Origin of the sequence: Thermorudis peleae (assembly GCF_000744775.1) — a bacterium.
Lineage (GTDB): Bacteria > Chloroflexota > Chloroflexia > Thermomicrobiales > Thermomicrobiaceae > Thermorudis > Thermorudis peleae.
The window spans coordinates 117,682-140,267 of sequence record NZ_JQMP01000001.1 but is presented as its reverse complement, the minus strand read 5'-3'; the positions used below and the strand labels follow the sequence as shown (position 1 = coordinate 140,267).

Here is a 22,586-nt window from a genome sequence, read left to right as displayed (position 1 = left end):
GGACAAAGCCTCCCTCGTTGGAGGAACCAGGCAAGCGCCGTTGCATGCCTGGCACCAATACTGTTCCGCTCGCTCAACGATAGCGCGGCACAGTCCTGCTCGCTAGGACGCGTTGCCTTCGTCTTTGTAGGTCAGCACACGTGCCCACGTGCTCGTTGTGCCCCAGATGCCAGAGCGAAGACATTCAAGTTGCACAATCTGGCTGTGATCGACGAAGAGATTGACTTCAGGTCCGTAATTCTTGATGTACCACTCAAAGACAGGCGGATCGGCCGCCTCGAACATGATTCGCTCCAGCCCGAGTGCGTCGATGATCTTGGCTGGGACGTCTGTGCGCCAGGTACGGACATTCTCCGTAATTCCTTCAGACTCGATCATGATCATCCATGCACCAGCGTCGAGATAGCGGCGGGCACGAGCAATCGCCCATTCCACTGCCTGTGTTCCCTCAGCCTCAAGCGCTTCCGTCGCGCTCGCGCCGCCAGCGCCAAACTGGATGCCAACTTCTGGCTTGGGCTTGAGACCAGCACGTTGGACCTTGTCGATGAGCCGAAGCACGTCATCGACCGGGATCGAGATGAAGCCCGCTGAAATCTCGATGATATCGAATCCAACAGCCTTGCACTCTTGGATGTAGCGATCGACGACATCTGGTCCCTGCAGCAATACTCGCTCAACGAAGCCGCCAGTTGACACCTGCACATCATAGCGGTGACAGAGGTCGAGTAGTTCCACCAACTGATCGCGGGGCATGAGGGTGAATGAGCCTCCCGCGAATTTGAGCGTGTCAATCCACCAGCCGAAATTCTCAAGAATATCCTCTAGGTAGCGCTTGCCCATCGGCGTGTAGTATGGACCACGGATTTCCGTTAAGCCGCGGCGGCGTGGCTTAGGATCACGAGGATTCAAGCGGATGAATGGGAACGCACGGTGTTGCTCGTTGCTCATGGAGTACTCCTCCCTTGCTCAACTTCTATCGCGCGGTGCTGCGGTTGCAGCCGGCCGCACCATGAGCGTTGCGGTGGTCACACGTGCCACTGCCTCATCACTCCATGCCAGTGGCACGCCTCGGTTGGTGTACCAGGCCGCGAGCTGGTCATCATACTGTGGTGAGAGCGGGTCGCCAGATTGTCCGCCAGGAAGCGCAACTCGCGTGGCATCCCAATCACCAACATCGATGACGAGCCGAAGCGAGGGGAAGAAAGTCACTGGTCCAAGCGGATCAAGCGGATTGACCCCGCCAGCCGCGATCGTGTTCTGGTCGCCACCCCATGGCAGCGGCCCTCGGTTCAGCAACCGGCGGAGCAGTGGCACGACACCGAGCGGGTGCTGGAGGACAAGCGGACGAACACGGCCCCAGCGCCAGCGCCACGGATCAGGACCATAACGCTCTTCGAGCTGGCGGACAACTGTGGCAAGCGCATCGGCCATTTCACTCGGCCATGAACGTTCAAACCAGCCGGCGGGCTGCTCGCGCAGCAGGTGAACGAGGTGAGCAACACGACGGTCAGCCCAACTTGTGGTGCTGGTGAACGGCGAGACACTCTGACCAAGCACCCAGCGAGCGGTGTGTGGCGCTTTCGCCTCCGCAACCCTCCTGGCTAACTCAGCCCAGAACATGGTGAAGACTGTAGCAGCCGGCGAATCAGGCGAGAGGACACCATCCCACGCACGGAGTAGCGTAAGGCCGCGCGCTGCCGCTGGATCAGTAGCTGGGATCGCCAGGACGACATCACGCACGTCACGCCACGGCAACGAGTACTGATCAAGCTGGAGGAGTTGCAAACCCGTGACGTCCCAGTCAGTGCGGCGAGCGAGGATTTCGCGGATACGGGCGACACGATAGCCATCGAGGAAATCGACACCGAGAAATGGTTCAGCATCCCACGGTTGTGGGGGATTATTCGCCGTAGCGAGGAAACCTTCCGGTGGATTGACAACCCAAGGCAATGCGTCGGCAGGCAGTAAGGCATCCCACCCAGCGCCAGATTCCCAGCCAGGACGAGGCAGTAGCCCATCGCCGGGACGACGTTGTGGGACCTGCCCAGCAAGGAGCCAGCCAATCACACCAGTCACATCGGCATAGACCACATTCAAAGGAAGGTGCGGCCAGGCAGCGAAAGCAGCACGGAATTCGTCGAAACTCCGTACCTTCGCCAGGCGGAGAAGCCCATCAATGGGTAACGGATCAAGCCAGACTGCACGCAGCGACAATGCCCACGGGATCCCCGGTAGGGCAGGGCTGATCACCGGCCCACGCGGCGTCTCAAGGACAACATCGTCAACCGGTGCTGCTCCCCGAACGGCAATGCGCTCAACTCGCACTGAACATGGCACAAATTTGTCACCCTGGCGCACTGAGCGGCCATCTGGCCCGATCTCTTCGATGAAGAGGTCGGTATTGTCGCTGAGCCCTGCGGTGACTCCCCACGCGGCAAATCCATTGTGACCAGCGGCAAACGCTGGTGTGCCAATCAACGCCGCGCCAGCAACAGCCCAGTCTGGCGTCTTGAGATGACCAAGATACCAGTACGACGGGATAACTGGATCGAGATGGGGGTCATTCGCGAGGAGCGGACGGCCGCTTGCCGTGCGACTCCCCGCGACAACCCAATTGTTGGAACCGCCACGACCAAGCAAACTCATGGCGGGGATCTGGCGCGTAAGCGCTGTCAGCCATTCTGGCGGCTGACCAGCGAGCGCCCCGGGCGGCCGCGTCACTGGCACGGTCGCGTCTCCCGCCGGATCGAGCGCTGCGAGTGCCTCAGGGCCATCACCAGCGAGGATCAAGAGCCGGACGAGCTCCGACGTCCAATTTGAGGCAAGGACAAAGGAAAAGAGCTTCACCATCGCCAGGACATCGGCCGGCGTCCAGAGGCCGGGCCGCGTTCTGAGTAAACGGAACTCGAGCGTTGGGCGAAGGCCAGCGTTCAGCCCGGCAACAAACGCCTCAGCCTGGGCACGAACATCAGCCGAGAGAGCAGCCAGGTGACGTTCGGCGCTGTGGATAAAGCCAACACGTCGAGCAATGCGATCAATCGGTAAGGCCCGCGGACCAACGATCTCAGCGAGGCGGCCATGCACAATCCGCCGCACACACTCAAGCTGAAAGGCGCGGTCTTGTCCTTGACAGAAGCCGAACGCGAACCAGGCGTCATGATCATTTTGCGCGGTTATGTGGGGAATGCCCCACTGATCACGACGAATAATCACAGGAGCAATGAGACCAGGCAGCGCAAGTTCACCATTGAGAGAGGGGGGTGACAAACGGAGCAGTCGCTGCGCTACCCACGCCAACACCCGGCGAGCACGCATTCCTGCCCCCTTTCCTACCATTTGAGTGTACTGCGTTTGACAACTGCTACGGCAGCACGGGATCAGCACGTAACCATGCGAGTGGAAACGCTCGGCCGTGTGGAATCGTCCGCTCACCAGCCTGCGTTAGCAGTGTGACCTGGCCAAGCCCATGGACCGTGACCTGTTCGTTCTGCGGATCGATGATGCAGGCTGTCTGTTCGTCAATGCCAAGAATGACCGTATCTGGCGGCAACATGCGACGGAGATAACGGAAGCGCTCAACCCCCATAAAGCAGTGACTGGTATCGAGTTCAGCTCCTCCCTCGCGGTTGTTCCAATGCGGCATGATGGCGAGACGCAGACCAAGAGCACCAAGCATATCCAGGCCATCAGCCCAGTACAGATCAGCGCCAACCTTGTAGATTTCGTAGACTGGCAAAGCATAGCGGCCAACGGCAATCGCTGCGGCACTGGCAAATGCGAGCGTTGCACCAGCAGCCCAGCGTTCGCGGAGCCGGGCGAGGGTTTGCGTTCCAGTCAAGCAGCGGATCATATAGGTTGGGCTCCCTGGCCCAGCAAACAGGTAATCGGCCCAGTCGATCGGCTCAACAACGAGCGGTGCATCTGGGTTGTAGACACCGTCACGCCTGCGCGCGGGGACAAAGCGCACGACGGGATGGTAGTTCTGCAAGTGCTCGACAAGAAAATCACGAATCTTCGCAGCGACAAGACCGGCATTTGGTTGAAAGCCAGCAGGGGTTTCGAGAATAGCGACGCGAACAGGCTGAGGTAAGCGTTGGAAGAGCCGCTCGTGAACTTGGCGCCCAGCGCGCGACGTCTCGCCTGAGCCGAAGAGTGCTACCGGGCCAAAGGGCATCGCCCGCTACTCCACTACGCCGTCAGTGCTCAGCGTAACACGGGATAGAGCAATCTACCAGGGGGTTACGCCGCTTAACGCGAGAACGGGACTGTAGTAGCAAGGGAGCACAAAAGGGCAGCGATCTCGTCCTACGCCTATCCACCCGATGCGTTAGCGCGAAGCCACGGGGCGCTGTAGAGCATGCACTGCGACCGTCACGTGAGCATCTCCAGCATCAGGCCACGGCCCGTTCCACGTCTCAACTGCGTCATTCCATCCGCGATTGTGTAGTTCCGCAACGAAGGCCGCAGCGGTTGTCCGGCCTGGCTCGGCCAACCAGAGCAACCCGCCAGGCAGGACGAGTCGCTCGACGAGGGCGAGGAGTGGGGCAACATCGCGCGCTTCATAGAGCACATCAGCAGCGAGAACCACTGGAAAGCCTTCACCAATGAATGCAAAGAACGATGCCGGAGGATGACGCCAGTTGAGTTGAAAACAGGTCGGAAGCCACTTGGCATTGACCGCACAGGTGTAGCGCGTTAGGGCAAGGGCTTCAGCTGCGTAGTCAGTGACAACGAGGTCAGCTCCGACCAGCAGCGCTGCAGCAGCGGTGACGCCAAGTCCGCATCCAAGTTCAAGAACCCGCTGTCCACACACACGCTCGGGATTCAGCAAAACAGCATCAGCAAGTGCAATGCCGCTCGGCCAAAGCTCAGCCCAATAGGGCAACTGCTCCTCGGGGTCTGTTGCAGCCGCGTCGAGTAGCCGGTCAATGTCCATTGGGCGCAAGAGACGAATAATCCGCCCAGTGCGCGGCAAACGAAGCGTAACTGGTTGCAACGGAGCCAGCGGCGCAAGGGCGGCCTCAAGCGCCGCAAGATCAACAGCGCTCGAGCCGCCCATCGGCGTCATCGCGAGTTGGTCACGCTGCCCGCCCAAATCGGGCCCCTTCTCAGCCCTCTGGATCAGCCACGGCTTTAGCCAGCCGGCCAACCCGGCGCAAGCTGATCGTCAGGGGCTGCTTATCAATCATCACCGTCGTAACGTACGTCGCATCAGACAGTGAGCCCGCCTCGACCTGCTCGGCGAGCGTCTCAGCCTTAATATAGTCGCTGAACCGAGCGAACGCCTCAGCTAACTCACCTTCGGCCTGGTACGTCAGGACGATGGTATCGCTCACCTCAAGACCGGCTTGCTTACGAGCCTCTTGCACGTGGCGAACAATGTCACGTGCCAGCCCCTCAAGCCGCAACTCTGGTGTGACGGTCAAATCGACAGCGACGAGCAGGTCACGATCGGCAAAGGCGGCAAAGCCGTCGCGGTCGAGTACATCGACCAGCACTTCGTCGGGAGCAAGCGTCAGCTCGTCACCATCGACCAACAGTGTAATTGGCCGACTTGTCCGAGCCAGGTAAGCGATTTCAGCGGGATCGCGTTGCGCAATTGCGGCTTGCACCTTGGGAACGAGCGGGCCAAGCTTCGGACCGAGGACTGGCAGATTGAGGCGGATGCGATAGGTCTGGTAGTCCTCAGGCCGATCGCTCAGTTCGAGCGCCTTCACGTTCAGCTCGTCAAGCAACTGATCTTGCAGCAACTCGATCGCCGCACGTGCCTGTGCACTGCGGGTGGCAACGACGACGCGCGGCAGAGGCTGGCGGACCTTGACATTGGCCTTGCTCCGGGCCGCGCGGCCCAGCTCAACCGCCCGGAGCAACCACGCCATCGCGTCATCGAGGGCAGGGTCACGCAGCGCAGAATCGGCCTCAGGATAATCGGTGAGATGCACTGAAACCGGAGCCGTGGGATCAACGCTGCGCACGAGGTTCTGGTACATCGTCTCAGCTAAGAAGGGGATGAACGGCGCAAGCAGTTTTGTCAATGTCACAAGGACAGTATACAGCGTCTGGTAGGCAGCTACCTTGTCTTCGTCATGCTCGCTCTTCCAGAAGCGACGGCGATTGCGCCGGATGTACCAACCGGAAAGCTCATCAACGACGAATTCCTGCAAGACACGGGCAGCGGTCGCAGCATCGTAGTCAGCAATCCGTTCGCGGACGGTGGCAATGACGTCTTGCAAGCGCGAGAGAATCCAGCGGTCAAGCAGCGGGCGTGCACTCACCGGAACCTGTGGTGCCAGCGTGGGGTTAAAGCCGTCGAGCCGCGCATAGTTGGCAAAGAAGGCGTAGGAGTTCCAGAGTGGCAAGATGAACTGGCGACGCACTTCATCGAGGAGACGCCAGCCGAAGTTGAGGTTCTGAGCTGGATTTTGCCGCAGGTAGAGCCAGCGCATGACATCGACACCGGCGCGCTCGGCAGCTTCATCGAACCAGATCGCGTTCCCCTTACTCTTGTGCATCTCTTCGCCCTTCTCGTCACGGAGGAGGGCGAAGCCAAGACAGGTCTTCATTGGCGCCTGGTTCACCAGCACAGTGCTCTGAGCGAGCAACGAGTAGAACCAGTTGCGGAACTGGCCCGGGAAGGATTCTGTAATGAAATCGGCTGGGAACCATTCCTGCCAGTAGGCCCGATCGTGTCGATAGTTCAGCGTCGAGAAAGGCACAATGCCAGCATCGAGCCAGGGATTGCCGACATCTGGAATGCGGCTTGCGACACCACCACAGCGCTCGCAACGAATCTTGACCTTGTCAACCCAGGGTCGATGCGGCGAGTGCCCCTTGAATTCATCCCAGCCGGCAATCGCGCGCTGCCCAAGCTCGACTTCACTGCCGATCACATCGAACCAGCCACACTCCGGACACTGCCAAATTGGCAATGCAAGACCCCAATAGCGCTTCTTAGAAATCATCCAGTCATCCATGTTGCGGAGCCAGTCCAGCTCACGCTCGAGGCCGAAGTCGGGAATCCAGCGCACGGTCTTCGCGGCTTCCATAACACGCTCACGCCAGGGGTCAACGGCGATGAACCACTCATCGACAAGCCGGAAGAGCAGCTCCGTGCCACAGCGCCAGCACGTGGGATAACGGTGGGTATACCGCTCAGCCCGTTCGAGCCGCCCCTTGGCTTCGAGGTCGCGTGCGATCAGCTCAGCTACCTCTTGCGCCGAGCGGCCGGTGAGCCAGCCATAGCCATCGACATAGACGCCTTCTTCATCAATCGGGGCGAGGGTAGCAAGGCCGTGCTCCTTACCAAGCTGATAGTCTTCGCGGCCAGCACCCGGCGCGATATGGACAATGCCCGTTCCTTCGGCCGGATCGACAGCATCCCAGGGAATCACCCGGTGCTCAACGCCCTGTTGCGCCGGCAACTCGTCGAAGGGGCCGTGATAGCGCAGACCGATCAGCGCCTGTCCTGGCAGTTCTTCAAGCACCTCACCTTGCCCGTGGAAGAGGCGCGCATAGGCATCCTTAGCGAGGATCAGCACCTCATCACCACGGCGGACACGGACGTACGGCAGGTCAGGGTGAACGGCTGCCGCAACGTTGGCTGCGAGTGTCCACGGCGTCGTCGTCCATACCAGCAGCGACTCGCCTGGCCGGTCCACCAGCGGGAAACGGACGATGAGACTCAAGTGCGTGATGTCTTTGTAGCCCTCAGCCACTTCCATTTCTGAAAGGCCGGTAGCACAACGCGGGCACCAGGGCATGACGTCGTAGCCATGATAGATCCAGCCGTTCTGGTGACAAACTTTGAGAAAGTGCCAGATCATGTAGTTGTTTTCGTCCGAGAGCGTATAGTAGGAGTTGTCCCAGTCCATGAAGTAGCCGAGGCGCTTGGACTGCTCGGTCTGGATAGCGGCGTACTTGAAGACACGCTCCTTACACTTCTCGACGAAGCGGTCAATGCCGTAGGCTTCAATCTCACGCTTGGAGCGGAAGCCAAGCTCACGCTCGACTTCGACCTCGACCCACAACCCCTGGCAGTCAAAGCCGTTCTGATAGCGCTGGCGATAGCCAAGCATCGTGTAGAAGCGCTGGTAGAAGTCCTTGTAGGTACGCCCCCAGGCATGGTGCACACCCATCGGGTTATTGGCCGTGATTGGACCGTCGAGGAACGACCAGCGCTTCGGGCTCTGCGCATTCTTACGCAGGTACTGCTGGACAATACCACCCTCATACCACCAACGGAGCAGTTCTCGCTCCATTGCGGGGAAATCGACGTCTTTGGTCGGCACCGGCTTGAACATCGCTGGCAACACCTCCCGGTTCCTCGCTGATGATGCTGATGACAGCACCTGAACAAAAATCCCGTCCCCAATCGAGGACGGGGTTACCCGCGGTACCACCTCGCTTGGCCTGCGACGTTGCAGACCCGCTCAGTAGGCCAGAGCACGGGCCACATCGATGCTCGTGGTGCTATGGCCCTGCCGCAATAACGGGCGGCTCCCGACTGCGCCTACTACTCCCTTGCCGGAGGTTCGGGCAGCGGCTCAGGAACGATCTCCTGCCACATCAGAGGCACCTGGCTTCCACCATCCCAGGCTCGCTTCTGGCATGACATGGCAGGCACTGGTTCCGTCATCGCCTTTGCAAGCCAACAAGCGAATACGGGAGACATCCGCATCCGCCTCCCATTCATTGCTAACCGTAGCATGCTCGCTTGCCGATCGGCAAGCCCTCCAGCCACCCCGCCTGCTCTCTTATGCAGCACCGCGCGCAGCCACCGTGCTCAACGTGAAGTCACCAGTTGCTACGGTAGTGCCGCCGTCCACGCTTCGGTGCCGAACTTCGTGCGCACGAGCTCTTCGGCTTCGGCAATTTCATCGGGCAGCAGTTCGCCGGGCTCAAGGCCGTACCGTTCGCGGAAGACCGCGACGAGATGGTCGATGATCACCTCACGCGGCAGATGGGTCTGTTGCCGGAGCGGTGCGACGCGCTTTGCTGCGCTTGGAATGCCCTTATCGCTGAGCTTCTCCTGACCAATACGCAAGACTTCGGCGACTTTCTGCGGGCTGACATCATAGGCCATCGTCACATGGTGGAGGACTGCTCCGAAACGGCGAGCCTGGGCTGCGCCGCCAATCTTGCCAGCCGCTGAGGTAATGTCATTGATCGGCTCGTACCAGGCGTCGATGCCGAGCGCTCGCAGGCCAGCGATGACCCAGTTATCGAGGTAGGCATAGGAATCAACAAAAGACAGGCCTTCGACATGCTCTGGCAACGTGTAAATGGAATACGTGATAACTCGGCCAGGCTCGGTCAGCATCGCACCGCCACCCGTAATCCGGCGTACGACGGTGATGCCATACTGACGGGCCAGGTCAAGGTTCACTTCATTGCGCAGCGATTGAAAGCGCCCAAGGACGACAGCCGGCGCACTCCATTCCCAGAACCGCAGCGTCGGCGGACGACGCCCCTGGCCAACACGGCGGGTCAGAACTTCGTCTAACGCCATCTGCATCGGCGGATCAAAGGCTGGGCCGATGAGAAGCTGCCAGCGGTAGCGTCGCCAGCGCTGGCGCTCCTCAGGCGTCTCTTCACGGATGATGGCGGGCTTACTGGTTGGGGTGCTCATGCGAACGCTCTCCTTACAGCACGGGCCACAGCTTCCGGTGAAAAGCCAATGAGGGCGGCATCGGGCGGCAAGGCTTGGCGCACACGAGCCGCGATGGCATCCTCATCCAGCTCCGCAGCGGGCAGACCTTCAAGCGCCTGCGCAATCTGATCGATCGCATCTTCAGGTTCAAGGAAGAAATCACCACTGACGACGACGTGCGTTAACCGGCCATCGTGCAAGTCAAAGTCGACGACGACCAGCTTGCCGCCAGGCGTCTTGTATTCACCATGAGGCATCGGCAACCTCACTTTCTCCTTACCGATGATAATTCTACGCCCGCGGCTGCTCGTGCGCCGTCCCCTTCCTTATCCAGGGCTCACTGAAGTCCTGCGTCAGATGCTACCGTCTTCGCATGTTCCCGCAGGAACCATAACAACGCAGTTGACCCCACAAGGTACGGCCTTCAGCCGACGGCGCTTGTTCTAGACGAAACAACCGGAACCGTCGTGGTGGGGACAGCCGATGGGCATCTGGTCGCTCAATCGCGCCGCTGCCAGTGATGACAGGCGACTGTCCCGTTCATCTCTTGTTTACGTTGTCCCTTGACAGGGCAGCGACGACCATCGACACTTCCAACGACTTACTCCTGGAGAGATAGGCACATGTTCTTCGCTCCGTACGTGCAGTCAAGTACAAGAGAAGGAGAACAACGATGATGCAGGGATCGCTTATTGAACGAGCAATTGGCGCAGCGAAGCTCGACCCGAACGCATATGAAGCCGTCGAGCACGACACTGACGCGACAACTGCAGCACTGACGATCGTCGTGCTCGCGGCTCTGGCTGAAGGGGTGAGCAACGTTGGACGTAACGGCATCGTTGGCTTAGTCAGTGGAGTCGTCGGCGGAGTCATCGGTTGGGCAGTGTTTGCTGCTTTTACCTATCTCATTGGCGTCAAGCTCTTCGCTACCCCACAGACCGAGGCGACATGGGGCCAGCTTCTTCGCACGACTGGCTTTGCTCACGCTCCGGCTATTCTCAACATTCTCGGCATCATTCCCGTGCCGGGGCTCGATCTCTTTGTCGCGCTCATAACGGCAATCTGGGTGCTGCTTGCGACCATCGTCGCGATTCGGCAAGCGCTCGACTTCACCACGCTGCGGGCAATCGGGACGGCTGTCGTGGCTACGCTGGCAGAAGTGTTCACCATTTTTATTATCGGTAGTCTTTTTGTCGGTCTGGCCTCGCTGTTCCGCTAGGAGACACGCGGTGGACATCCATGGCGGTGGATTGACAGCAGCCGTCGCTACGTGGGTGGCAGGACTCCGGCTTGATGCTATCCCTGAACAGGTTCAGGAACTTGGCATCCGCCACTTACTCGACACCGTTGGGGTAACGCTGGCTGGCGCGACCGAGCCGCTTAGCCTCATCCTGCAGGCTGATGCTCAGCTGCAGGGTGGCGCTGCGCAGGCGAACGTACTTGGCACACGCTTGCGGTTGCCACTGGCGCTCGCAGCCCGGCTCAACGGCGCCGCAGCCCACGCGCTGGACTATGACGATACGCAGCTGGCTGAACGTCCAGACCGCGTTTCAGGGCTCTTAATGCATCCCTCGGCGCCAGTCTATCCAGCCGCGTTAGCCATGGCGGAGCACACAGGTGCAAGCGGCGAGGCCTTCCTGACGGCCTATTTGGCTGGTGTCGAGGTCGCGTGCAAGCTGGCTGAGGCAGCCAACCCACGACTCTATGCGGCCGGCTTTCATACGACCGGCGTGGTCGGCTGTCTTGGGGCAGCGGTGGCTGCGGCGAAGTTACTCTGGGCAGCACCAGACGTCATCGCCCGAGCGCTCTCTTTGGCCGCGGCCATGGCTGGGGGGTTACGTGAACAGTTCGGAACCATGACCAAGCCCTGGCACGCTGGGCGTGCTGCCGAAAATGGCGTCACCGCGGCACTTCTTGCAGCGCGGGGCTATACCGCTGCACCGAATATTCTCGAAGCCGAACGCGGCTTCTTCCACGCCTACGCCGATGGATACGACCCAGCGGCTGTGCACGAGCGGCTTGGCAACCCTTGGACGTTCGAACGTCCAGGGATTGCCCTGAAGCCCGCGCCCTCCGGCTCGCTCACACATCCAGCGCTTGATGCAATGCTTGACCTCGTCCACAAATACGACCTACGGCCAGAGCAGGTTGTGCGCATCGACGTGGGCGTAAGCCGTTACATGACCAGCGCTCTCCTGCACCCTCGCCCCCAGACAGCGCTCGAGGCCAAGTTCAGCTTGCCATATGCGATTGCTATCGCCCTGCTTGACCGCGCGAGTGGACTGGCCCAGTATAGCGAAGAGCGAGTACACCAACCAGATATAGCGGCAGTGCTGGAGCGGATCACTGTTGCCATCGATCCCGCTGTCGAGGCTAGCGGCTTCCACCAGATGACTACCCGGGTCCGCGTAACACTGCACGACGGCAGGACTCTTGAAACGACGGCATCCTCAGCTCGTGGACATCCACAGCACCCGTTCAGCCGCGAGATGCTGCTAACGAAGTTCCGCGACTGTGCGGGGCGTGTTTTGCCAGCGGAGCAGATCGATCGGTTGATTGCCGCGATTGAAGCGATTCGCACAGCACCAACAGTGCGACACCTTGTCACTGAGGCAACACCTGAGGAACGCCCAATCACCTAATGTCTCCGCTCCTGTTCCCTTTGGCCATTCAGCCATGCCAGCAGGAGTGTTTGCACTCGCTTTTTGCAACGCATTCGCTGAGCGAGCTGTGGCACTCGCGAACTGAACCCGCTAGCCCGCTACGTGAGTATCACGCATGGCGTATCCTTGGCAGTGTGACAGCTCTACTAGCGGAAATCCCTTAAATCGCCAAAGATTTCCTGACGGTTATCGCTGGACGTTTCCCGACAGGAGTGCAACGCTGGTTGGCCTACGCTTACAGCGGAGATTGCGGCAAGAGCCGCAAAGCGGTCGACTGACAGGGGGCTAACCGATGAGTGATCTCCTTGCCGCCCGTTCGACCATGGCCTTATCACTCGCATTCCATATCATCTTCGCTGCAATCGGTATTGCGATGCCCTGGCTGATGGCAATCGCTGAGTATCTCTGGCTACGGCGCGGCGACCGGCTGTACCTTTCGCTTGCCCGCCGTTGGGCGCGGGGCACTGCGATTTTCTTCGCTGTTGGAGCCGTCTCCGGCACCGTGCTCTCGTTTGAACTCGGCTTGCTCTGGCCGACCTTCATGCGCTATGCAGGCGGCATTATCGGCATGCCGTTCTCGCTCGAGGGGTTCGCCTTCTTCACCGAGGCTATCTTTCTCGGGATTTACCTCTACGGTTGGGAACGCGTGCCGCCACGCATGCATCTCCTTGCGGGCATCCTCGTCGGACTTAGCGGCGTGTTCTCAGGGCTATTCGTAATTATGGCTAACTCGTGGATGAACACACCGACTGGCTTCCGCCTTGAGAACGGTCAGCCGGTTGATATTAACCCGATCGCAGCAATGTTCAACCCAGCCTGGCCCCATGAAGCTTTGCATATGACTATCGCCGCATTTCTGGCAACCGGCTTTGGGGTCGCCGGGTTGCACGCGCTGATGCTTTTGCGACGTCCCACTGACCGGTTCCATCGTGCAGCTTTGGGCATCGCGCTGAGCGTTGGAGTCATTGCTGCACTGATCATGCCAATAAGCGGCGACTACGCTGGGCGTCAGGTCTACCGGCTTCAGCCAGCGAAGCTCGCGGCCATGGAGGGTGAGTTTGAGACCCAACGCTGCGCCCCGCTGCGCATTGGCGGTATCCCCATCCCAAGCGAAGGCACAACCCGCTTCGCTCTTGAGATTCCCTGCGGGCTGAGCTTGCTCGCCGCCCACAACCCGAATGCCGAAGTCAAGGGGCTAAACGCATTTCCGCCATCCGATCGCCCGAACCCGATCATCCCTCACCTTGCATTCCAAATCATGGTCGGCATCGGTGTCTTTCTCTTCCTGCTTGGCCTATGGGCCACGTGGTCGTACGTGCGCCGACGGACATTGCCAGCCTCACGCTGGTTTCTGCGGCTACTGATCATTGCCGCACCACTTGGATTCCTCGGAATCGAAACGGGCTGGTTCGTGACAGAAGTCGGCCGCCAACCGTGGATCATCTACGGTGTGATGCGGACAAAAGACGCTGTGACACCGATGACTGGGTTAACAGTACCCTTCGCGCTCTTCACGCTACTCTACTTCTTGCTCGCGATTGTCGTTGCCGTCGTCTTTTGGCGACAGGTTGTCCAGCGACCCGACATACCGCCGTTGCCCGGGCAGACACCAGCCGTTGCCACGGAAGGAGACTGAGAATGGTGCTGGGTCTCCCTGACATCATTGCGGCCATCGCGCTCATTGCCCTCATCGCCTATGCGCTGCTAGGCGGTGCCGACTTTGGCGGAGGAGTCTGGGATCTGCTGGCGAGTGGGCCACGAGCCCAGGCTCAACGCGAGACAATTGCTCATGCCATTGGCCCGATCTGGGAAGCGAACCATGTCTGGCTCATTCTCGTGGTTGTCATCCTCTTCACTGCCTTCCCGCCAGCATTTGCTGCGATTATGACTGCACTTTCGATCCCGCTGCATGTGCTGCTGGTGGGAATCGTCTTGCGTGGAGTATCGTTCGTCTTACGGGCCTATGCTGCTGATGACGACCGTACCCAGAGGCGTTGGGGACGAGTGTTTGCAGTCAGCAGCACAATCGCGCCGGTGTTGCTCGGTATCGTGATTGGAACTATCTCGACGTCGGCTATTCGGCTGGAGAACGGCATAGTTGTAAGCGGCTTCTTCAGCTGGCTCCAGCCATTTGCCTTCGCTGTCGGCTTCTTTGCGCTGGCCCAGTTCGCGTTCCTTGCAGCTGTCTACTTGACGCTTGACACGACGGATCCAGCCCTCCGCGAAGACTTCCGACGACGAGCACTTGGGGCAGCGGTTGCAGTCGGCATCATGGCGGCTACCGTCCTCCTCTTGGCAGGCGCAGCCGCCCCGACGATCCGCAACGGCTTACTCCACCGCTGGTGGTCGCTACCGCTGCACGTCCTAACGGGTGCAATGGCCATCGGGGCCATTGTCGCGCTGTGGCAGCGCTGGTACCCACTTGCACGAATCCTGGCAGCAGGGCAGATTGCACTGATCCTACTGGGATGGGGATTGGCAATGTACCCCTACCTGATCGCTGGACAGCTGACAATCCAGCAAGCGGCTGCACCCGCAATCACCTTGCGCCTCCTGCTGATCGGGCTTGCTGCTGGTGCTGTCATCCTGCTGCCGTCGCTTGCCTACCTGTTCCGGACATTCAAAGGCGGCCTGCTCTTTGGCCCGCTACAGACAAGTGAATCGACCGATGAGCACCACTGATGAAGCGAATCGACCGCTTGTGCTGCTCGTCGAACCAGAGTGGCCAACCCGAGCCTATTTGAACGCCGCGCTCGCTGAGGCGGGCTTCCAGGTCCATCCCACCGAGTCAGCACGGGATGCAGTACGCTGGGAGCTCACAGTCGGCGACGTTCCACGCGTGATTGTGCTTGACGTCGGCACTCTGCACGCCGACGACCTGCTAGCCGCGCGCCAGCTCGTACAACTGGTTCCGTCGGCCGCACTGCTGCTTTTGGCACGGCCAACCGTCGCCGTCGACCCGATCCTGGCCAGTCGCGCACGAGAGATTGTGCGTCGGCCTTTCAGCATCGGCTACATCGTCGCTCGGACGCAAGCGCTCGCTAGCGCGGAAAGCGGTCAGGGCTGAAGGGCGCAAGGAGTGGATCACGTTCACCAGACAGGATTTCACGTGCCAACAAGCGGCCGATGAGCGGGCCGAGAGTGACGCCGCTGTGGGTAACTGCTTCGTAGTAGCCAGGTAGAGCAGTAACAGCTCCAGCACAGGTCCGACCATCACGCGGAATTGGCCGGACGCCGACGCGGGCTGCGACCACGCGAGCCTCCTCGAGACCAGCCAGCACGTCGCGAGCGCGGCTCAGCAGGGCAGCACACCGCGGGTCGTCTGGACTGACAATACGAGCCTCGCCAAGCTCATCGTCGATCGACTCATGGTGCACCAGGAGGAAGCCTGAGCCATCGGGACGCACGTTAACAATCGGCGTATGCACGACGTGGCGCAGCTGGCACTCGGGCGCGGCGACGCGCACGACGAGGCCAGGCTCGCGCCGCAGTGGTAATGGCAGTCCAGCTAGCTCGGCAACTTGGGCAGCTGCCGGCCCAGCCGCGTTCACCACGGCAAGGGCAGGGAAGGTAATCCCGCTGGCCGTCACCACCCCGACCACCTGACCTTGCTTCTGCTGAATCTGCTTCACGGGGTCACCGCAGTGAAGGCGCGCACCACGTGCCTGCGCGCGTTCAAGGAGAGCATGGACAAGCAGTGGCACATCGACCCAGGCTTCTTCGGGGTAGAAGGCTAGGCCGGGAGCCGCCTCGAGGCCACGCAGCGCTGGCTCACGCTCAGCAGCTTCCTGCGGTTTTAGCCACTGCACACAATAGCCCCACTGTTCGAGTTCGCTAACACGGTCGCGGAAAGCACGCAGGGCTTCCGTGTCAGGCCAGACGAGATTTCCGCCAGTGTGGAGCCAGGATGCTTCTCCAAACGTCTCAGCTAAGCGCCTGTGCTCGACTACGCCGGCAGCATTCAGCGCGTAGTAATCGTAGGGAGATTTCGCACTGGCATTGATCCAGGCAAAGCTAGCACTGCTCGTGCCAAGTCCAGGCCCAGGTAGCGCCTCAACTACTGTAACGAGAGCCCCTGCTTCAGCAAGATGATAGGCAATGCTCGCCCCGATCACGCCGGCGCCAATGACAACAACCTGTGTTTGCGCGTTCCTCACACGTATCCCTTTCCATCACATGGCCCCGCCTTTTCAGCAGGATGGTGACACGGGACAGTGTCGAGCGCAAGAGCTGGCTAGTGTGTCGGGAGTGCCGCGAGCAGCCCTTGATAGGCAGCAGGACGCCGGTTGGCGAGCGCGGGCAGCTCACGCCGTACCTGCTGGAGGTAGGCAAAATCGATGGTGGCAACAGCAATCGCCTCGCGTTGGTTCGGCGCTTCTGCCACCACTGTTCCCCATGGATCAACGATCACGGCATGGCCGTAGCACTGGCCACCATCGTGCGGGCCGATCTGAGCTGGAGCAGCGATGTAGCACTGGTTCTCGATCGCCCGCGCCCGCAGGAGTACATGCCAGTGATCTTTACCGGTGTACAGTGTGAAAGCAGCAGGGACGAAGATGAGCTCGGCCCCAGCCAGAGCAAGCAGCCGGTAGAGTTCAGGGAAGCGGAGATCGTAACAGATCGTCAAGCCAACGGAATGCCCAGCGATCTGCGCTGTGACGATTTGCTCACCCGGCAACGTGGTCTCCGACTCACTCGTGCTGACATTGCCGGTTAAGTCAACGTCGAACAAGTGGATTTTGCGGTAGACAGCTAGGATTGCGCCATCGGGGCCAAAGAGGACGCTCGTGTTGTAATGCTTGCCGGGAACCGGACTCTGCTCGAGGATTGAGCCACCGAGGAGGTAGATACCATGCTGCCGCGCTTTGGCAGCAAAGCGTTCGGTGGTTGGGCCGGGGATCGGCTCGGCAAGGTCGGCTTGCATCACATGTGGGCCGAGGAAATCAACACACTCCGGGAGCGCCACAACCTGTGCCCCGGCCGCGACAGCCTGGTCGATAAGACGCTCGGCAGTGGCCACATTCGCTGCCTTGTCAGACTGGGAGTTCATCTGTACGACGGCAACCCGCAGCGTATCCATCGACATCCGTCCTTCCGTGCTCTGTGCGTTCGATTGTCGCTGGGCAGGAATATCTCGTCAAGCAGGAAACGCTCGCGCTCCAGCGGCCAATAGCAGGCTCACTGCAAGCAACGCGAGTCCATCGACCAGCAGTACGAGTCGGCTGATGAACGGATCACGGTCAGCTGGATCGAGCAAAGAGAGCACGAGGCTTACCCGAGGCGGTGACGCCATCGTCAGCAGAGCAGCGCCGACGTTCTGGCCAGCGACCATAAGCAACGGCGAATAGCCCAGAGCGCTTGCAGCCTGCGCCTGTGCTGCAGCGAACATGGCGTTGGCACCGGTGTTGGAGCCGGTCAGAAATCCGCCCACACCGCCAACCCACGGAACCGTCAAGACGTAGGCTGGACCGAGCGCACTGACAAGGTGCGCAAGCGCAACCGTCATACCTGAGGCAATCATCACACCACCAAGCAAGACAAAGAGGAGCGTCGTCACAGCAACCGGCAACCAGCGCTGCCATACCACCCGTGGCCAGCCTGCATGCTCACGGCCAGCGCGCCGCTCGAGCATGGCGAAACCAGCGCAGGTGAGCGTAAGCGCAGCAACCGGGTGAGCAATAACAGTTGCAGCTCGGGTGCTGACTGAAGTGAGAAGCAACGCAGCCAGACGTCCCAACAGGAGGAGACCAACCAGTGCAAGATAGGGAGCAAACGCCCGTAGTACGAGCGGCGTACCGACAGAGCGGGCCGAACGTGGGAGTGGGACAACCAGCGCGACAATGGCAAGGAGACTACCGAGCATACCAGCTAGCGGTGTGCCAAGCACGGCGTTGACAAGGGTGATCCCGATCCAAAGGCTAAGGGCTCCGCGTAGCAGCAAGGGCCAGCGTGCCAGAGCAGCGTGGCGTCCCACTGCAAGCATGAGTGCCGCCGCACCAGCAACGAGGAAGACTGGCAACGAGAGCATCCCGCTGAGGGTGCCAAGCCAGCGATAGGACACCCCAGCAAGTCGAGCCGCGACCAATGTTCCCGGGGCAAGTGCCCCCCACGGGACAGCAACTAACCCTAGCAATGCGAGCATGGCACGTTTCGGCCCCGCGACACCGACAGCGGCAAGCAGTGATAATGCGATCACCGCACCAATACCAAAACCGGTGATCGATTCGAAGAACGGCGTCAGTCCAAGCGTAATGAGAAGGACAGCATGAGGGACATCGCGAGTGACCGTGCGAAGCCAGGAGCCGACTGCCGCCATTGTGCCAGCATGGCGGGCAAGCTCATCCAGTGTGATCCCACCAAGAATGATCACGCACACCTCAGCTGCGGTAACAGCCGCCCGCTGCTCGGCCTGGAGGAGTGTGGCAAGTGAGGTTGGAAAGACGAGTAATGCACTAAGGCCAACGGCATACGCAATGAGCGCAGCCAGTGTCGGTCGTAGGCCACGGAGCAGCAAAACTGCTGCAACCGCTGGCGGTAAAAGCGCAAGCACACTCGCCATCACCCAGCCCCTTGGTCGTACTTAACGTAATCCGGAACCGGTGCACGTCCTCGGAAACAACGTAAACAGCATCGCCGCCCGCTCTCTCCTCACAGCACGACTGCGTCCTCGACCGCTTGTCATCGGGCCAAGGTTGCATTCTGCTCTCGCAATCCTATCGCAGCGCCACTGGTTGGCAGTGCGGCGCAAGCCTCGCTTCATCTGCGCCGTGTACCAGGGCACAGCGACGAGGCAGCGCGTGATTGAGGGTGATGGGAGACAAGCCGTTACTGGACGGCGACGAGGGCCTTGCCTCGAGTTTCAGGCAGGAAGAGCAACGCGATGAGGCAGAGCGCATAGGCGAGCGCGCCAAAGCCAATGGCACCGGCAAGCCCTACCTGCGCCGAGAGGAAGCCAATGAGTGTCGGGAAGAAGGCGCCCGTTGCTCGCCCGACATTGTAGGCGAAGCCTTGTCCAGCTCCACGCGCTCGGCTCGGGAAGAGTTCGGCAAGATAACTCCCAAAGCCACTGAAGATGCCCGAGGCGCAGAAGCCAAGCGGCCCGCCAAGTACTAACAGCAAGCTATTTGCCCCGGCTGGAATATTGACATAAAGAACGATCAGGATAGCGCTGAGCACAGCATAGAGCGCGAAAGTGCGCTTCCGGCCAAGCCAGTCATTCAAGTAGCCACTGATAACGTAGCCAAGGAACGAACCGACAATGACGACACCGGTATAGGCGCCAGTGCCAACGACGCTCAAATGTCGCTCGGTTTTCAGATACGTCGGCAACCAGGTGAAAATACTGTAGTAGCCGCCCTGAGCACCAACAGCCAAGACCGACGCGGCGATCGTGGTACCGATGAGATCACGACGGAAGAGTTGGCGCAGTGGGTTAGCGGTTGCACCACTCTGGATGGCCTCACGCGAACGCGCCTGCTTGGCGCGTCGGGTCTCGATGAAAACCTCCGGCTCAGGCACATACGCACGGATATAGAGGGCAAGCAAGGCAGGGATAATGCCGAGCCAGAACAGGATGCGCCACCCCAACGATGGGTCGACTAGGCTAAAGACGACGGTGTAGGCAATTGCCGCAAGTCCCCAGCCAACCGCCCACGCGCTCTGCACCGCTCCGAGCGCCCGACCGCGGTGCTCGGGATTGGCGATCTCGGCCATCAGGATAGCCCCGGCTGCCCACTCGCCACCGAAGCCAAGCCCCTGGAGCGCGCGGAAGAGCAAGAGTTGCTCGTAGCTCTGAGCAAGACCAGAGAGAAACGTAAACAAAGAGTAGACTGCAACAGTAATCATGAGCGTGCGCACGCGGCCAATCATGTCGGCGAGCATGCCGGCGAGCATGCCGCCAAACGCCGAAACGACGAGTGTTACCGTTGCAATCAACCCAGACTGGCCTTTATTGAGGCTGAAGGTTGCCGCAATCGCGCCGAGCGCAAAGGAGAAGACCATATAGTCAAACGCGTCGAGCGCCCAACCGAGAAAGGAAGCCCAAAAGGCATGCCGGGCGTTGCTGCCGAGCATGCGATACCAATCGAGCGTGAAGAGCCCCGCTTCCGTTGAACGTGTTGCACTGTGTTCTGCCATCGGCAATGCTCCTCCGTCAATCGGTCGTTCTCGGAGCGGCAGCATAGCAGTGACTCAACAGGACGGCAAGTCCCGCTTGTCATCCCGGCCGAACTACGGCATCCTGTTCACGAGTGTGCGCGAAGAGGGAGGGCGCGACACGGATGCTGATTGTCGGAGTCGATACCGGAGGAACGTTTACGGATTTTGTCGTCTTTACTGATGGCCAACTCCGCGTCTACAAAACACTCTCAACACCCGATGACCCCGCCCGCGCCATTCTGAGCGGACTCGAGGCGCTCGGGCTACGAGAGCACGTTGATGTGGTGGTGCATGGCTCGACGGTGGCCACGAACGCAGTGCTGGAGCAGAAAGGCGCACGAACCGGGCTGATTACGACAGCCGGTTTCCGCGACGTGCTGGAGATTGGGCGTCAGAATCGGCCGCGTATCTACGACCTGCGGCAAGTCAAACCACCGCCATTGGTGCCACGCGAGCTTCGACTCGAAGTCGTCGAGCGCCTGGACGAGCGCGGCAATGTCCTGATCCCGCTCGACCACGCCAGCGCCGAGGCGGCGATCGCTCAGCTGAAAGCGGCCGGCGTCGAGTCGGTCGCCGTGTGCTTCCTCTTCAGCTTCGCCAACCCAGCCCACGAGCAGGCGGTGGCAGCGATGGTCGAAGCAGCCGGGCTACCAGTCTCGGCCTCACACATCGTTTTACCAGAGTTTCGCGAGTATGAGCGCACAAGCACCGTGGTTCTCAACGCCTACGTCGCGCCGTTGATGGCGCGCTACCTGCGGCGGCTGGCGAGCGCACTGCCGACACAGACGGTGCTGCGCATCATGCAGTCGAACGGCGGCACCATTTCTGCCGAGACAGCAGCTCGCGAAGCTGCGCGCACGTTGCTGTCTGGCCCGGCGGCTGGCGTCGTTGGGGCCGCAGGCATCGCGCGGATGGCAGGCTTCCCGCGGGCAATTAGCTTCGACATGGGCGGCACCTCGACAGACGTCTCGCTCATCGACGGGCAACCAACACCGACGGCTGAAGGAAAGATCGGGCCATATCCGATGCGGCTGCCGATGCTTGACATCCATACGGTCGGCGCGGGGGGAGGATCGATCGCCTGGTTCGACACTGGCGGAGCGCTGCGTGTCGGACCACGCTCAGCCGGCGCTGACCCGGGCCCGGCAGCCTACGGCCGTGGTGGCAGCGAACCCACCGTGAGCGATGCCAACGTCGTCCTCGGCCGCTTGCTGCCGGACGCCTTCCTCGGCGGCACCATGCGGCTCGACGTCGACCGGGCGCGGGCAGCCCTGACGCCGGTTGCTGAGCAGCTCAACGTATCACTCGAAGCTGCGGCACTTGGCATCACCCAGATCGCCAATGCCAACATGGAAGGAGCGATCCGCGTCATCTCAGTCGAGCGCGGCTATGACCCGCGCGATTTCACGCTCGTCGCCTTTGGAGGGGCAGGGCCACTGCACGCTTGCGAACTCGCCGAACGGCTGCGCATCCCGCGTGTGCTCGTGCCAACCGCACCCGGCGTGCTCTCGGCTCTCGGCATGCTGATGGCCGATATTCTCAAGGACTACGTGCAGACGGTAATGCGGCCGATCGAGGACGCGGCCGATGCACTCGATGCTGCTTTTACCGCCCTGGAAGCCCGCGCCCGCACCGAGCTTGCTGCTGAAGGTGTCCCCCCAGAGGGGCAGACGCTCGTGCGGCTGCTCGACCTGCGCTATCGCGGCCAGTCATACGAGCTGGCAGTGCCCTACACCGGCGACCTCGCATCAACTGCCGCCGCCTTCCATGCCGCCCACGAGCGGCGTTACGGCTACGCCGACCCCAACGAGCCGGTGCAGGTCGTCAACGCACGCTTGCAGGCGATCGGCCAAGCGCCACATCCCGTATTCACCGCCCAGGCAGTGCCGGAGCCGTGGGAACCGACGCCACAGGACTATCGGCCAGTCGGCTTTGCCGGCACTGGCGGACTGGAAACCCTTAAGGCAGCTATTTACGATCGGGCAACGCTAACGCCGGGGGCACGACTCCGTGGGCCAGCGATTGTCACTCAGTACGACGCGACCACCGTGCTGCCCCCACGTTGGGTCGCCTACATTGACGGATATGGGAACCTCATCGCCGAGCGAGAGGAGTAA

General features: G+C 60.8%; 17 protein-coding genes. 6 read left to right on the top strand and 11 right to left on the bottom strand.

Annotated elements, in window-relative coordinates:
• Positions 1-102: 102 nt before the first annotated feature.
• From N675_RS00645 to N675_RS00615, 7 genes are all read right to left on the bottom strand, one after another.
• Entirely contained in the window at positions 103-948 is an 846-nt protein-coding gene (locus N675_RS00645; protein WP_038037377.1) for a phosphosulfolactate synthase, read from the bottom strand.
• 18 nt (positions 949-966) lie between these two features.
• Positions 967-3,315, bottom strand: a complete 2,349-nt coding sequence (locus tag N675_RS00640) for a penicillin acylase family protein (protein WP_051913707.1) — start codon at positions 3,313-3,315, stop codon at positions 967-969.
• A gap of 46 nt (positions 3,316-3,361) precedes the next feature.
• Positions 3,362-4,174, bottom strand: a complete 813-nt coding sequence (locus N675_RS00635) for a type 1 glutamine amidotransferase family protein (protein WP_197066245.1) — start codon at positions 4,172-4,174, stop codon at positions 3,362-3,364.
• Between the two features lie 153 nt (positions 4,175-4,327).
• A complete protein-coding gene (locus N675_RS00630; RefSeq protein ID WP_231577875.1) occupies positions 4,328-5,095 on the bottom strand; it encodes a class I SAM-dependent methyltransferase in 768 nt (255 codons plus the stop codon).
• 13 nt (positions 5,096-5,108) lie between these two features.
• A complete protein-coding gene (gene ileS, locus N675_RS00625) occupies positions 5,109-8,300 on the bottom strand; it encodes an isoleucine--tRNA ligase (RefSeq protein ID WP_038037826.1) in 3,192 nt (1,063 codons plus the stop codon).
• Positions 8,301-8,803: 503 nt separating this feature from the next.
• The gene (locus N675_RS00620) at positions 8,804-9,628 is read right to left on the bottom strand and encodes a lipoate--protein ligase family protein (RefSeq protein WP_081886729.1); all 825 of its coding nucleotides are present in this window, start codon (positions 9,626-9,628) and stop codon (positions 8,804-8,806) included.
• On the bottom strand, positions 9,625-9,906 hold the full coding sequence (locus tag N675_RS00615) for a lipoate-protein ligase small subunit (RefSeq protein WP_038037376.1): 282 nt from the start codon (positions 9,904-9,906) through the stop codon (positions 9,625-9,627). The genes N675_RS00620 and N675_RS00615 overlap by 4 nt, the downstream gene beginning before the upstream one ends.
• Positions 9,907-10,322: 416 nt before the next feature.
• Here N675_RS00615 and N675_RS00610 point away from each other — a divergent pair, with 416 nt between their 5' ends.
• From N675_RS00610 to N675_RS00590, 5 genes are all read left to right on the top strand, one after another.
• Entirely contained in the window at positions 10,323-10,868 is a 546-nt protein-coding gene (locus tag N675_RS00610) for a YIP1 family protein (protein WP_038037375.1), read from the top strand.
• 10 nt (positions 10,869-10,878) lie between these two features.
• Positions 10,879-12,291, top strand: a complete 1,413-nt coding sequence (locus tag N675_RS00605; RefSeq protein ID WP_038037371.1) for an MmgE/PrpD family protein — start codon at positions 10,879-10,881, stop codon at positions 12,289-12,291.
• A 313-nt stretch (positions 12,292-12,604) separates the two neighbouring features.
• A complete protein-coding gene (locus tag N675_RS00600) occupies positions 12,605-13,948 on the top strand; it encodes a cytochrome ubiquinol oxidase subunit I (protein WP_051913705.1) in 1,344 nt (447 codons plus the stop codon).
• Positions 13,949-13,950: 2 nt separating this feature from the next.
• On the top strand, positions 13,951-14,994 hold the full coding sequence (locus tag N675_RS00595) for a cytochrome d ubiquinol oxidase subunit II (RefSeq protein ID WP_051913703.1): 1,044 nt from the start codon (positions 13,951-13,953) through the stop codon (positions 14,992-14,994).
• Positions 14,981-15,379, top strand: a complete 399-nt coding sequence (locus N675_RS00590) for a response regulator transcription factor (RefSeq protein WP_038037365.1) — start codon at positions 14,981-14,983, stop codon at positions 15,377-15,379. Before N675_RS00595 ends, N675_RS00590 begins: the two co-directional genes overlap by 14 nt.
• Here the strand turns inward: N675_RS00590 and N675_RS00585 are convergent.
• From N675_RS00585 to N675_RS00570, 4 genes are all read right to left on the bottom strand, one after another.
• Positions 15,354-16,469, bottom strand: a complete 1,116-nt coding sequence (locus N675_RS00585; RefSeq protein ID WP_051913701.1) for an NAD(P)/FAD-dependent oxidoreductase — start codon at positions 16,467-16,469, stop codon at positions 15,354-15,356. The two genes, N675_RS00590 and N675_RS00585, sit on opposite strands and share 26 nt — an antisense overlap.
• Before the next feature lie 77 nt (positions 16,470-16,546).
• Positions 16,547-17,392 (bottom strand): carbon-nitrogen hydrolase family protein, encoded by an 846-nt coding sequence (locus N675_RS00580; protein ID WP_038037364.1) that lies wholly within the window; start codon positions 17,390-17,392, stop codon positions 16,547-16,549.
• Between the two features lie 57 nt (positions 17,393-17,449).
• Positions 17,450-18,871 carry an L-lactate permease gene (locus N675_RS00575; RefSeq protein ID WP_038037361.1) on the bottom strand — a complete coding sequence of 474 codons (1,422 nt, stop codon included), beginning with the start codon at positions 18,869-18,871 and terminating at the stop codon, positions 17,450-17,452.
• Between the two features lie 266 nt (positions 18,872-19,137).
• Entirely contained in the window at positions 19,138-20,448 is a 1,311-nt protein-coding gene (locus N675_RS00570; protein ID WP_038037359.1) for an MFS transporter, read from the bottom strand.
• 143 nt (positions 20,449-20,591) lie between these two features.
• On the opposite strand from N675_RS00570, the gene N675_RS00565 reads away from it, so the two are divergent.
• Positions 20,592-22,586 (top strand): hydantoinase/oxoprolinase family protein, encoded by a 1,995-nt coding sequence (locus N675_RS00565; protein ID WP_038037352.1) that lies wholly within the window; start codon positions 20,592-20,594, stop codon positions 22,584-22,586.

Coding starts and splice junctions, on each gene's coding strand:
- N675_RS00620 (WP_081886729.1), bottom strand. CDS start 9,628: ATGAGCACCCCAACCAGTAAGCCCGCCATCATCCGTGAAGAGACGCCT.
- ileS (WP_038037826.1), bottom strand. CDS start 8,300: ATGTTCAAGCCGGTGCCGACCAAAGACGTCGATTTCCCCGCAATGGAG.
- N675_RS00570 (WP_038037359.1), bottom strand. CDS start 20,448: ATGGCAGAACACAGTGCAACACGTTCAACGGAAGCGGGGCTCTTCACG.
- N675_RS00600 (WP_051913705.1), top strand. CDS start 12,605: ATGAGTGATCTCCTTGCCGCCCGTTCGACCATGGCCTTATCACTCGCA.
- N675_RS00645 (WP_038037377.1), bottom strand. CDS start 948: ATGAGCAACGAGCAACACCGTGCGTTCCCATTCATCCGCTTGAATCCT.
- N675_RS00590 (WP_038037365.1), top strand. CDS start 14,981: ATGAGCACCACTGATGAAGCGAATCGACCGCTTGTGCTGCTCGTCGAA.
- N675_RS00580 (WP_038037364.1), bottom strand. CDS start 17,392: ATGGATACGCTGCGGGTTGCCGTCGTACAGATGAACTCCCAGTCTGAC.
- N675_RS00615 (WP_038037376.1), bottom strand. CDS start 9,906: ATGCCTCATGGTGAATACAAGACGCCTGGCGGCAAGCTGGTCGTCGTC.
- N675_RS00575 (WP_038037361.1), bottom strand. CDS start 18,871: ATGGCGAGTGTGCTTGCGCTTTTACCGCCAGCGGTTGCAGCAGTTTTG.
- N675_RS00565 (WP_038037352.1), top strand. CDS start 20,592: ATGCTGATTGTCGGAGTCGATACCGGAGGAACGTTTACGGATTTTGTC.
- N675_RS00635 (WP_197066245.1), bottom strand. CDS start 4,174: ATGCCCTTTGGCCCGGTAGCACTCTTCGGCTCAGGCGAGACGTCGCGC.
- N675_RS00610 (WP_038037375.1), top strand. CDS start 10,323: ATGATGCAGGGATCGCTTATTGAACGAGCAATTGGCGCAGCGAAGCTC.
- N675_RS00640 (WP_051913707.1), bottom strand. CDS start 3,315: ATGCGTGCTCGCCGGGTGTTGGCGTGGGTAGCGCAGCGACTGCTCCGT.
- N675_RS00595 (WP_051913703.1), top strand. CDS start 13,951: ATGGTGCTGGGTCTCCCTGACATCATTGCGGCCATCGCGCTCATTGCC.